Here is an 11,880-nt window from a genome sequence, read left to right as displayed (position 1 = left end):
GACCGCGGCAACCGCAGAAGAGAGAGTTGAGCAGAGCACATGGATTCCACCTCCCCGCAGACCGCCGACCCGCAGACCGCCGACCCGCAGGCCGCCGCCCCGGCGGGCACCTCCCCGGACGGCGAGCAGAAGCCCGACCTCATGAAGGCGTTCGCCGCAGCGATGGCGGCGACCGACAGCGTCGATTCCGTACTGCGGGACGACGAGATACGTCTGTGGCCGGCCGCGGCACCCGGGTCGGAGGGCTGGACGCACCAGGAGAAGGCGTTCAAGGATCCGGCCGGTGGACACCGGATCCGCAACGTCGTGGTGCCGACCCTGACGGCGTACCTCCCCGACCCGGAGGTGGCGACAGGCGCCGCCGTCATCGTCGCTCCGGGCGGCGGCTTCATCATGCTGTCGATGGACAGCGAGGGAAGCGACGTCGCCGAATGGCTGCAAACGCGCGGTGTCGCGGCCTTCGTGCTGAAGTACCGACTCGCCGACAGCGGCCCGACACAGCCCGACTTCGTACGGCACTTCCTGTCCGCGTTCGCGCCCCTGCAAGGCGGCGACACGACTCCCGGGCGCACCATCGCCGACGTGACTCAAGGCGTGCCCGCGCTCGCGCTCGCCGACCTGATACGAGCGATCGGGGTGGTCCGCGAGCGGGCCGCCGAATGGAGTGTGGACCCGGGAAAGGTCGGCCTCGTCGGATTCTCCGCCGGAGGCTACCTCTCGGCGCGTGCCGCGCTCGCCGAACAGGACGCGCACCGCCCCGACTTCGTCGCCTGCGTCTACGGCGGCCTCGTCGACTCCACCGTCCCACGGGAGACACCGCCGCTCTTCACCGTCGTCACCGCGGACGACCCGCTCTGCTTCGACGACACGATGCAGATGATCGGCGCCTGGAAGCGGGCCGGACGGCCCGTCGAGGCGCACATCTACCCGGACGGAGGCCACGGATTCGGCCTCAACAAGACGGGCCGGGCCGTCGACGCGTGGCCCGAACGACTGCGGGACTGGCTCGGCGGCCTCGGTCATCTGACCGCGCCCGAGTCCCACTGACCGCGCCCCGGTCCCACTGAGCGCGGCCGCCGCGCCACACCCTGTGAACATCCCGCGATCAGACACTGCCCCGCGTGCTGTGTCGCGGCGCCGAAGAACCAAGGAGTTTTCATGCCCGTCCACGAGGCCGTATCGAGCAGGTTCCCTCTTCTCGACGGCATCACCTCGGCCGACGAGTTCTTCAACAACCCCGAACTGGCCGAGCGCCGCAGGGACTTCGACGCCTACCCGGAGTACGAGGTCCCCGAGGTCGGCGTCCGGACGGCTTCGGCGCCCGGCCCGCACGGAGAGGTGCCGGTGCGCGTCTACACGCCGGACGCCGCCGGGCCGGAGGCCGGTTCCCAGCCCGGACCCGGTCTGGTCTGGATGCACGGCGGAGCCTTCCTGGGCGGCTCCGTCGACATGCCTGAAGCCGACTGGGTGGCCCGGGAACTCGCCCTGCGCGCCCGGGCCGTCGTCGTCAGCGTCGACTACCGGCTGGCCGTCGGCGGGGTCACCTACCCCGTCCCGCACGACGACGTCGTCGCCGCCGTCCGATGGGTCCGCGACCACGGCCTGACGCTGGGCATCGACCCCGAACAGGTCTACGCGGGCGGTGCCAGCGCCGGCGCCAACCTCGCGACGGGCGCCGCCCTGAAGCTGCGGGACGAGGACCAGTGGCAGCCGCGCCACCTCGTCCTCGCCTATCCCGGAATGCACCCCGTGAACCCGCCGCCGTCGGCGGCGCTCGCCGCCCGGATGGCCGAGGTCCCGGCGCTGCTCCGGTTCCCCGCCGAGACGATCAGCGCCGTCATGGAGAACTACCTGGGCGGCCCGGTCAGCCGGGCCGACGGCTACGCGATGCCCTCGCGCGCCGAACTCGCCGAACTGTGCCCGACGCTGGTGCTCAACGCCGAGTACGACGACCTCCGCCCCTCCGGTGAGGCGTTCTGTGCGGCGCTGGCCCTGGCTGGCGTCGACGTCCACCAGATGAACGTGAAAGGGATGCTGCACGGCTTCCTCAATCTCCCCGCCACGATCGAACCGGTCGGCGCGGCACTGGACACCATCGCCGGAATTCTCCGCACGGACGTGAAGGGGCGGATCGCCGCATGAACCGGCCGACGCATCTGCGAGTCGAGCACCTCGACGACCCGCTCGGGCTCGGCGAGAGCGCCCCTCGCCTGTCCTGGCGCCTGCCGTCGCACACCACCGCCCAGCAGGCGTACCGCGTCCGCCTGGACACCGACGAGGACACCGGCTGGGTGAGCAGCGCCGACAGCGTCCTCGTGGCCTGGCCGTTCGCCCCTGTGGAGGCACAGCGCCGCGTGCGCTGGCAGGTCCGCGTACGCACCGACGCGGGGGAGTCGGCGTGGTCGGAGTGGGCCGCCTTCGAGACCGGGCTGCTGCACCCCGCCGACTGGACGGCGCGGTGGATCCGCCCGGCCGAGGGCATCGTGGCACCTGCCGGACAGCGCCCCGCCTACGAGCTGAACACCACTGTGCACATGGGGAAGCCGGTCAGCCGCGCGCGACTGAACGCGACCGCCCACGGCATCTACGAGGTCTTCCTCGGTAGCCACCGCGTCGGCGATCTTGAACTGACACCCGGCTTCACCCAGTACGGCCAACGCCTGCAGACACAGACGTACGACGTCACGGAGCTGCTGGCCGAGGGGCCGAACGACGTCAGTGTGCTGCTCAGCGACGGCTGGTTCCGCGGGCAGATCGGACTCGGCCGCGCCGTCGACCAGTGGGGCGAGCGCACGGCGTTCCTCGCCCAGCTGCACGTCGAGCATCCGGACGGGAGCACGTCGCTGTTCGGCACCGACACGTCGTGGCGCAGCCGCACCTCGCACGTCACCGCCGCCGACCTGGTCGAGGGGCAGAGCGAGGACCGCCGCCTCATCGGCCGAACAGGCGGATGGGAGAAAGTAGTTGAGGCGGAGATCGGGCACGGGCAGCTCGTCTCCATGGAGGCCCCGCCGCCGCGCCGCGTCCAGGAGATTCCCGCACGCAGCGTCAGCCGGCTCGACGACGGACGGTACGTCGCCGACCTCGGTCAGAACATCAACGGGTGGGTCCGCCTGAAGAACCTGGGGCCGGAGGGGACCCGCCTCACCCTGACCCACGGCGAGGCGCTCGACAGGTCCGGGGATGTGACGACCGACCACCTCGGCCCGGTGGGACCCGCCAGTCCGGTGCCGCTGCCGGCCGGCATGGTCGACCACGTCGTGTCCCGCGGCACGGACGGTGACGTCTTCGAACCGCGGCACACCACGCACGGATTCCAGTACGTCCGTATCGAAGGGCACCCGGGCCCGCTGACCACCGACGACGTGACGGGCATCGTCGTCCACACCGACATGAAGCCGACCGGCCTGTTCAGGTGCAGCGACGAACGCATCAACAAGCTGCACGAGGCGGCCGTGTGGAGCTTCCGCGACAACGCGTGCGACATCCCCACCGACTGCCCGCACCGAGAACGGGCCGGCTGGACCGGTGACTGGCAGCTCTTCGCGCCCACCGCCGCGTTCCTCTACGACGTCGCCGGGTTCTCCACCAAGTGGCTGCGCGATGTCGCCGCCGACCAGTGGAAGGACGGCACCATCACGAGCATCTCGCCGTCCGCGCCGACGGCGGAGGGGCCGGACAGCCCGGTCGCCTTCATCCACGGATCGGCGGGCTGGGGCGACGCGATCGTCATGGTCCCCTGGGCGATGTACCGCGCGTACGGGGACACCAAGCTCCTCGCCGACCTGTGGCCGAACATGACGCGCTGGCTCGACCGCGCCGAACACGCCGCCGCCGAGGGCCGGCACCCCGACCGCACGGGGCCCGTGCGGTCGCACGAGCGCTACCTGTGGGACACCGGCTTCCACTGGGGGGAGTGGCTCGAACCGGGAGCAGATCTGAGCGGGGACCTCGACGCGTTCGTGGCCCGCGACAAGTCCGTCGTCGCCACGGCGTACTTCGCACGGTCGGCCCAGCTGATGAGCCGCATCGCCGACGTACTCGACCGCCCCGCAGAGGCCGCCCGGTACGCCGACCTCGCCCAGGGGGCCCGCGGCGCCTGGCAGACCGAGTTCGTCGACGGCGACGGACTGGTCGTTCCGGCGAGCCAGGCCAACCTCGTGCGGGCACTGCGCTTCCGCCTGGTCGAGGAGAACCTGCGCGAGGGGGTGGCGAGGCAACTTGTCGACCTGGTCCGCGCCGCGGACACGCACCTGGGGACCGGCTTCCTCGCCACCCCCGACCTGCTGCCCGTGCTCGCCGACACCGGACACGCGGACCTGGCGTACGAACTGCTCTTCCAGGACTCCCCGCCGTCCTGGCTCTACATGATCGACCGCGGCGCCACCACGGTCTGGGAGCACTGGAACGGGCTCGCCGAGGACGGAACTCCGCACGCGTCGCTGAACCACTACTCCAAGGGCGCCGTCGTCAGCTTCCTGCACCACTACTGCGCGGGCATCCGCCCGGGCGACCAGCCCGGCTACCGCTCGTTCCGCATCGAGCCCGTACCCGGCGGCGGACTCACGGCGGCCTCCGCCGCACACGAGTCGCCCTACGGCCGCATCGAGTCGTCCTGGACCCTTCAGAACGACTCCCTTCACCTGTCGGTGTTCGTTCCGCCCGGGACCACGGCCGACGTCAGACTGCCGGGCCGGCCGCCGGAGCGTGTCGGTCCGGGCCGTCACCACTTCACCGCCGCATTCACCGGCGCATCCACGGCCGCCTCCACCGCCGCGACAAGGAGCACCACCGCATGACCGACCGTCGCCTGCGCGCCCTGGACCTGGCCGGCAAACTCCGCCTCATATCCGGCGCCGGGTTCTGGACCACGGCCGAACTCCCGGAGATCGGCCTGCGCGCACTCCACCTGTCCGACGGCCCGGTCGGCATCCGGGGCTGGACCGAGGACGAGCGCAACACCTCGGCCAACCTCCCGTCGCCCACCGCGCTCGCCGCGAGCTGGGACGAGGAACTCCTGGCCCGGGTAGGGGCGTTCCTCGCCGCCGAAGCGTCGGCCAAGGACGTCGACGTCGTCCTCGGCCCCACCATCAACCTGCACCGCGTTCCCCGCGGGGGACGGCACTTCGAGTGCTACTCCGAGGACCCACTGCTCACCGGGCGGCTCGCCGCCGCGTATGTGCGGGGCGTCCAGGCGGGCGGCGTCGCCGCCTGCCCCAAGCACTACGTCGCCAACGACTCGGAGACCGAGCGCATGACCCTCGACGCCCGGATCGACGAGCGCACCTTGCGCGAGCTGTATCTGGCCCCGTTCGAGCACGTCGTCACCGAGTCCCGCCCGTGGTCGATCATGGCGGCCTACAACGGGGTCAACGGCGCCCCGATGACCGAGAACCCGCTCCTCCAGGACCCGCTGCGCGGCGAGTGGGGCTTCGACGGCATGGTGATGTCCGACTGGGGAGCGCTGTACTCGACCGAGGAACCGGCCCGCGGGGGTCTGGACCTGGCGATGCCGGGTCCTTCGAAGCTGTGGGGCGAGCCCCTCGCCGAAGCCGTCCTGTCGGGAGCCGTGCCCGTCGAGGCGATCGACGAGAAGGTACGCCACCTGCTGCTGCTCGCCGAACGCGTGGGCGCACTGAAGGGTGTGCCGGGTGCCGCGCCGCGCCCGACGCCCCCCTCCCCGGCCGCGACGTCCGCGTTCGCCCGGGAGGCGAGCGCCGCCGGCATGGTGCTCCTGCGCAACGCCGACGACGTACTCCCGCTGGCCCCCGACACGACCGTGGCGCTGATCGGCCCGGCCACCCGCGACCCCCGGACCCAAGGGGGCGGCAGCGCCACGGTGTTCGCGCCCTACACGGTGACACCGGAACAGGGACTGCGCGCCACCTGGGGAGGGCGGGTCGCGCAGGCCGACGGAGTTCAGGTGCACGCGGATCTGCACCCGGTGCGCGAACCCGAGCTCGTGGAAGCGACGCTGAGCTGGTTCTCGGCGGACGGCACGCTGCTGGAGAAGGAACCGACCACCACCACGACCATCTTCCGCAGCGCCACGACGACGCCACCCGGCAGCGTCGCGTTCGAGCTCCGGGCCACCCTCCGCGCCTCGTGTTCCGGGGCGTGGCGGCTGGGCGGCTTCGGTACCGGCACCGTGGAGGTGACGGTCGACGACGGGCCGAGCGTGGCCGAAACGGTCCCCCTCGACCCGCATGACCTCCTCCGCTCCCTGTTCGCCCCGCGGGCAGTCAGCACCGTGGTCGACCTCGCGAGCGGCGAACAGGTCGCGGTCACCGTCCGCTACACATGGGACCCGCAACTCCCCCTGTCCCGCGCCGGATTGGGCCTGCGGCGGCCGGAGCTGCCGGAGGACGAGGAGTTCGCCCGGGCCGTCGAGCTGGCGCGGAAGGCCGACGTCGCCGTGGTGCTGGTCGGCACGACCGAGACCATCGAGAGCGAAGGCCACGACCGCGAGCATCTGCGCCTGCCGGGCCGGCAGGACGAGCTCGTGGCAGCCGTGGCCGCCGCGAATCCTCGTACCGTCGTCGTGGTCAACTCCGGCGGCCCGGTGCACATGCCGTGGCGTGCGGACGTGGCCGGCGTGCTGCTGGCCTGGTTCCCCGGCATGGAGTTCGGCAACGCCCTCGCGGACGTGCTCTCCGGCGCCGTCGAACCCGGTGGCCGGCTGCCGACGACCTGGCCGGCCGGGCCGCAGGCCGCGCCGGTCGACGAGGTGGACCCCACGGACGGCGCACTGCACTACGCCGAGGGTCTGCACATCGGGCACCGCGCCTACCTGAAGGACGGGCTCACCCCGGCCTACTGGTTCGGGGCGGGTACGGGCTACACCCAGTGGGAGCACGAGGAGTTCAGCGCCGAGGGCCGTACCGTGCGCGTCGGCGTCCGCAATGTCGGCGCCCGCCCCGGCAAGCACGTCGTCCAGCTCTATCTGTCGCGCCCCGACACGTCGGTGGAGCGGCCCGCCCGCTGGCTCGCCGGATTCGCCACCGTGCACGCGGCCCCCGGCGAGCGCGTCGACGTCACGATCCCCCTCGCGGAGCGCGCGTTCCAGCACTGGACGGACAGCGGCTGGAGGACCGAGCCCGGGGAGTTCACGCTGCACCTCGCCCGGTCGGCAGGGGACCCGCAGACCGACACGGTGCTCATCGCCCCCTGAACTGCCGCTCCCCGCAACGGACTTCACCAGCTTCCGTGCGGTCGCCGAGACATGCCCGGCGGCCGCACGGAGATCGAAAGGAACGCAAGAAGCCGAGAGTCACCCCGCACACCGAAGAGGAGCGTAATGATCAAGTCATTACTGGCACCACGCGACAGAGGACTGCCCCGCACAGCGGCGCGCCGGGCCATGGTCACCGTAAAGGTCGCGGTGGCCACCGCCACCATCGCCGCCGCCACCCTGTTCGCCACGACGGGAGCGAGCGCCGCACCGCAGACCGACCCGGCCGTCGTACAGACCGACAAGGGACTCGTGAAGGGCACGGTCGCCGACGATTACCGGTCCTTCTCCGGCATACCGTTCGCCGCGCCCCCGGTGGGGGAGCTGCGCTGGCAGCCGCCCCGGCCGGCCGCGTCCTGGTCCGGGACCCGGGACGCCACCAAGCCCGGAAGCACCTGCATGGTGAAGAGCCCGGTCGGGGTGACCGGCTCGGAGGACTGCCTCTACCTGAACGTCACCACGCCGAGGCCGAAGCCGGAAACCCCGTCGAAGAAGCCCGTGATGGTCTACATCCACGGTGGCGGATTCACCGGGGGAAGCGGCAGCGAGAACAACACCAGTACCCTCACCACGCGCGGCGACGTCGTGGCCGTCACCCTCAACTACCGCCTGGGCGCCTTTGGTTTCCTCGCCCACGCCGGCCTGGACACGACGGCGAGCACCTCGGGCAACTACGGGCTGCAGGATCAGCAGGCCGCCCTGAAGTGGGTGCAGCGCAACATCGCGGCGTTCGGTGGCGACCCGGACAACGTCACGGTCTTCGGTATCTCGGCCGGCGCCATGAGCACCTGCTACCAACTGGCGTCACCGGGCAGCAAGGGGCTCCTCGACAAGTCGATCGTCCAGAGCGGGTCGTGCACCGCTCAGCTCAACACCCTCGCGCAGGGCGAGCAGAACGGGGACAAGTTCGCCGCGAAGTCCGGATGCACCGGCTCGAACGCGGACATCGTCGGGTGCCTCCGCCAGAAGAACGCCTCCGACCTGGCCTCGACGGCCGGGGAGTCGGGCTTCGACTGGTTCCCGCTGGCCGGGACGACCGTGCTGCCGGAGCAGCCCGCCAAGGCGCTCGCCTCCCGCCGCAGTCCGCCCATCCCGACCATCTACGGAGGTACGCACTCGGAGACCAGCGTCTACATCGCGCTCGGCAACGACCTGGCGGGCAAGCCGGTCACGGCCGAGAGCTACGAGAAGTTCATCCGGGACACCTTCGGCAAGGACGCCGACGCGGTACTCGCGCAGTACCCCCTGTCGAAGTACCCGTCCGCGTTCACCGCGCTCTCGACGCTCTCGACGGACTGCATGCCCCGCGGCCTGCTCAGCTGGTGCTCCTACCTCAACAGCGCCCACCTGCTGAAGAGCACCGGCAACGCGCCGCTGTACCTGTACGAGTTCAACGACACCACGGTTCCGCCGCTCATCCCCGGTGTCGACCTCGGTGTCTACCACGGCTCGGACTCCGGGTACCTCTTCGTCGGCTCGTTCGGATCCCTCACGCCCGCGCAGAAGGTGCTGAGCAACCAGATGATCGACTACTGGACGCGCTTCGCCGCCACGGGCAACCCCAACGGTCCCGGTTCGCCGCACTGGCCCGCCTACCAGAAGTCCTCGGACGCCATGAACCTCGGCTCGGGCTCCGACGGGGTGCACACCGTCGACCTCGAAGCGGCACACCAGTACCGCTTCTGGAAGGAGCACCCGGTCCAGGGAAGCTGAACCACCAGTCAGCCGCCGCATGTGACGCACGCCCGACCTGACCCGGGGGTGCGCCGCATGCGGCGGCACATGTCTGTGTGGGGGCGGACCCCCTCAGGGATTCGGTTCGCCGCGGCCGTCGAGCGTCGCGCTGAACGCGGCCCAGCCGGACCCCGCCAGCGCCGCCATGAAGGCGCGCCACCCCTCGGCCGCGGCGGGGCCGGCCTCGCCCAGCGCCTCCTGGAACAGCTCGCGCTGACGAGCGTGCAGGGACCGCTCCAGCTCGGCGCCCTCCGCCGACAGATACAACTCCTTGCGGCGACGGTCCCGTTCACTCGGCCGCATCTCGATGAGACCGTGCGTGATGAGCCGGCGCAGGGGGGCGTTGATGGCCTGCTTGGTCAGGCCCATCGTGCCGCACAGTTCGCCGACGCTCAGCCCCGGCGAGCACGCGACGAAGACCAGGATGCGGTGGTGGGGGCGGCCCATGTCGTGGCGCGCGAGGGCGTCGTCGGCGGCGCTCGTGAAGGCCCGGTAGGCGAAGTAGAAGAGCGTGACGTCGCGGTCGAAGCGATCCGGTCGGTTTAGGTCAAGCACTTTGACATATTAACCGCGGCCTCTTACCGTGGCAATTAGGTCAAGGTCCTTTCCCTATTTGCGGGACTCCTGCCGGCGCGGTGCGCGGCGAGGTGCACGGGGCCTGCGGACCTTCGGAAAGAGGAGAAAGAACAGATGAGCAGCGAAGCCCCCACGACAGGTGTGCCCAAGTCCGTCCTCGTGACCGGCGCCGCGAGCGGCATCGGCCTGGCGATCGCCCAGCGGCTGACGGCCGAGGGCTGGGCGGTCGGGATGATCGACGTACAGGAGAAGGTCGCGGAGCAGGCCGCCGCCGTGGGTGCTGCGGCTTCCTACCGACTGGATCTGCGGGACACGGACGGCGTGCGCGCGGTGCTGAACCGGTTTGTCGAGCAGACAGGCGGACTCGGCGCGGTCGTCAACTGCGCGGGAACCGCGCACCGTGACTCCTTCGAGGACATGACCCGTGAAGCCTGGGACACGGATATCGCGACCAACCTGACCGGCCTGTTCTTCCTGTGCCAGGCGGCCGTCTTCCCCCACATGCGCGAGCAGGGGCACGGTCGCATCGTCAACGTGGCCTCGGTCTCCGGGAAGGTCGGGGGCGTCGGACCCGTGCACGCCGACGGGTCGGGCGGACGCTCGGGCGCCGCGTACGCCGCGTCCAAGGCCGGTGTCATCAACCTGACCCGGTGGATCGCCCGCGAGGCAGGCAAGTGGGGCATCACGGCCAACAGCGTCGCCCCGGGACCGATCGAGTCGGCGATGACGACACACGCGGAGTACGGCGTGGAGAACATCCCCGCAGGCCGCATGGGCAGGCCCGAGGAAGTCGCGGGCGCGGTCAGCTATCTGCTGGCGCCGGACGCCGGATTCGTCACCGGCACGGTGCTCCACGTCGACGGCGGCATGGTGATGGCCTGAGCCTCCCGCCGCACCGTCCCGTTCACGCCCCGGAAAGAAGTGCACATGTCTCATCCCACGCTCTACTCGACCGTTGACGTCCCCTTCCCGAACCTCGACGAACTCCCCGAGCGGGTGAGGGAGCGCTTCGACGACGTTCCCGTCAAGGTCAACCTCTTCCGCATGCTCGCCCACAGCCCGGGCACGTTTGTCGAGGTCATGGACCTCACGGACGCCGTCTTCAAGCGGCTCACGCTGGACCAGTACAGCGTTCAGCTTCTGGTGCTGTTCGTCGCGACCCAGGAGAACAACGCCTACGAGTGGGACCAGCACGTCTCCATAGCGGGGGCGGCCGGCGTGAAGGACGAGCAGATGCTGGCGATCGCGGAGGACCGCTGGGACGACCCCTCCCTGTTCTCCGACGGCGACCGTGTCCTGCTGCGCTTCGCGGCGGGAGTGCTCCGGCATGGCAAGGCACCCGCGGTGCTCTTCAAGAACAGCCTGAAGACCTTCGGCATCCAGGAGCTGGCGGACGCCCTGATCGTCATCGGCTTCTACCGGATGATCTCCGGCTTCATGCTCACGCTCGACATCCCGATCGACGCCCAGAGCGATGGCACCTGGATCACCAAGTAGTCGGCAGCACGGGCCGGATCGCCCCGGGGCCGAGGAAGACCTGGCTCGGCCCCGGGGCGACACGCCTTACGCCGGCACCCGTCCTCCGTCGACGTGGAGGCAGGTCCCGGTGGTGTAGTCGGAGCCGGGGGAGACGAGATACGACACCGCGCCGGCCACCTCGGCGGCCGTGCCGAAGCGGGGGATGGGCTGGTCGTCCACGCCGTATTCGCCGCCCGCCGCCATCGGGGAGGCGATCGGCCCCGGCGCGACCGCGTTGCACGTGATGCCCCAGTGGCCGACCTGCCGGGCGATCCAGCGGGTCAGGTTGATCGCCCCCGCCTTCGCCGACACGTACGCGGCCCCGGAGCGGCCGCCGCTTCCGTCCGCGTCGACCGGGCCGATGCCGCCCACCTTGCCGGAGACCGACGCGATGTTCACCAGCCGGCCCCAGCCCTGCTCGCGCATGTGCGGGAAGACGGCTGCTTGGCATGCGAAGGCCGTGGCGGTGAGGTTGGTGTCGAGGTCGCGGTGCCAGGCCTCGGGGCTGAGGTCCTCGAAGGACTCCCTGCCGCAGGTGCCCGCCGTGTTGACCAGGATGCCCAGCGATCCGTGGTCGCGGGCGGCCCCGTGGATCGCCGCGCGCAGGGCTTCCAGGTCACGCACGTCGACCTGGAGCGATTCCGCCGCCCGGATCTCCTTGGCCGTCCGGTGTACGTGATCGGCCACGTCGAGGAGGACGACGTCGTGGCCGTCCGAGATCAGGCGTTCGGCGATGGCCCGGCCGATGCCCTGTGCGGAACCGGTGACCAGGGCGGTCCGTGACATGGTCTCCATCGCGCTCTCCTTCTACGTCGGGTGGT

Annotated in this window: 9 protein-coding genes; 7 read left to right on the top strand and 2 right to left on the bottom strand. The window is 71.0% G+C overall.

What is annotated here, in order from left to right:
* The first annotated feature begins 39 nt into the window (after positions 1–39).
* The 5 genes from ACIRFL_RS35095 (at position 40) to ACIRFL_RS35075 (ending at position 8,944) form a co-directional block, all read left to right on the top strand.
* Complete coding sequence (locus ACIRFL_RS35095; RefSeq protein WP_404036895.1) at positions 40–1,047, top strand: alpha/beta hydrolase; 1,008 nt, start codon at positions 40–42, stop codon at positions 1,045–1,047.
* A 111-nt stretch (positions 1,048–1,158) separates the two neighbouring features.
* Positions 1,159–2,142, top strand: coding sequence for an alpha/beta hydrolase (locus ACIRFL_RS35090; RefSeq protein WP_404036893.1), 984 nt, complete (start codon positions 1,159–1,161; stop codon positions 2,140–2,142).
* Positions 2,139–4,799: a family 78 glycoside hydrolase catalytic domain gene (locus ACIRFL_RS35085; protein ID WP_404036890.1), complete on the top strand. Its 2,661-nt coding sequence runs from the start codon at positions 2,139–2,141 to the stop codon at positions 4,797–4,799. Before ACIRFL_RS35090 ends, ACIRFL_RS35085 begins: the two co-directional genes overlap by 4 nt.
* Entirely contained in the window at positions 4,796–7,171 is a 2,376-nt protein-coding gene (locus ACIRFL_RS35080; RefSeq protein ID WP_404036887.1) for a glycoside hydrolase family 3 C-terminal domain-containing protein, read from the top strand. The genes ACIRFL_RS35085 and ACIRFL_RS35080 overlap by 4 nt, the downstream gene beginning before the upstream one ends.
* A gap of 126 nt (positions 7,172–7,297) precedes the next feature.
* Entirely contained in the window at positions 7,298–8,944 is a 1,647-nt protein-coding gene (locus ACIRFL_RS35075; RefSeq protein WP_404036884.1) for a carboxylesterase/lipase family protein, read from the top strand.
* 93 nt (positions 8,945–9,037) lie between these two features.
* On the opposite strand, the gene ACIRFL_RS35070 is transcribed toward ACIRFL_RS35075, so the two are convergent.
* Complete coding sequence (locus ACIRFL_RS35070; protein ID WP_404036881.1) at positions 9,038–9,520, bottom strand: MarR family winged helix-turn-helix transcriptional regulator; 483 nt, start codon at positions 9,518–9,520, stop codon at positions 9,038–9,040.
* 135 nt (positions 9,521–9,655) lie between these two features.
* Between ACIRFL_RS35070 and ACIRFL_RS35065 the strand changes: the two genes are divergently transcribed.
* Complete coding sequence (locus tag ACIRFL_RS35065) at positions 9,656–10,423, top strand: SDR family NAD(P)-dependent oxidoreductase (protein ID WP_404036879.1); 768 nt, start codon at positions 9,656–9,658, stop codon at positions 10,421–10,423.
* 45 nt (positions 10,424–10,468) lie between these two features.
* The gene (locus ACIRFL_RS35060) at positions 10,469–11,038 is read left to right on the top strand and encodes a carboxymuconolactone decarboxylase family protein (protein ID WP_404036877.1); all 570 of its coding nucleotides are present in this window, start codon (positions 10,469–10,471) and stop codon (positions 11,036–11,038) included.
* Positions 11,039–11,104: 66 nt separating this feature from the next.
* Here ACIRFL_RS35060 and ACIRFL_RS35055 read toward each other — a convergent pair whose 3' ends face one another.
* A complete protein-coding gene (locus ACIRFL_RS35055) occupies positions 11,105–11,854 on the bottom strand; it encodes an SDR family NAD(P)-dependent oxidoreductase (protein WP_404036875.1) in 750 nt (249 codons plus the stop codon).
* Between the last annotated feature and the right edge of the window lie 26 nt (positions 11,855–11,880).

The sequence above is a fragment of the Streptomyces sp. NPDC102462 genome, assembly GCF_044765425.1.
GTDB lineage: Bacteria > Actinomycetota > Actinomycetes > Streptomycetales > Streptomycetaceae > Streptomyces.
This window is presented reverse-complemented; position numbering and strand designations above follow the sequence as displayed.

Bases quoted from the DNA above. Each gene is read 5' to 3' on its own strand.
- ACIRFL_RS35055 (WP_404036875.1), bottom strand. From the start codon at position 11,854: ATGGAGACCATGTCACGGACCGCCCTGGTCACCGGTTCCGCACAGGGC.
- ACIRFL_RS35065 (WP_404036879.1), top strand. From the start codon at position 9,656: ATGAGCAGCGAAGCCCCCACGACAGGTGTGCCCAAGTCCGTCCTCGTG.
- ACIRFL_RS35060 (WP_404036877.1), top strand. From the start codon at position 10,469: ATGTCTCATCCCACGCTCTACTCGACCGTTGACGTCCCCTTCCCGAAC.
- ACIRFL_RS35080 (WP_404036887.1), top strand. From the start codon at position 4,796: ATGACCGACCGTCGCCTGCGCGCCCTGGACCTGGCCGGCAAACTCCGC.
- ACIRFL_RS35095 (WP_404036895.1), top strand. From the start codon at position 40: ATGGATTCCACCTCCCCGCAGACCGCCGACCCGCAGACCGCCGACCCG.
- ACIRFL_RS35085 (WP_404036890.1), top strand. From the start codon at position 2,139: ATGAACCGGCCGACGCATCTGCGAGTCGAGCACCTCGACGACCCGCTC.
- ACIRFL_RS35075 (WP_404036884.1), top strand. From the start codon at position 7,298: ATGATCAAGTCATTACTGGCACCACGCGACAGAGGACTGCCCCGCACA.
- ACIRFL_RS35090 (WP_404036893.1), top strand. From the start codon at position 1,159: ATGCCCGTCCACGAGGCCGTATCGAGCAGGTTCCCTCTTCTCGACGGC.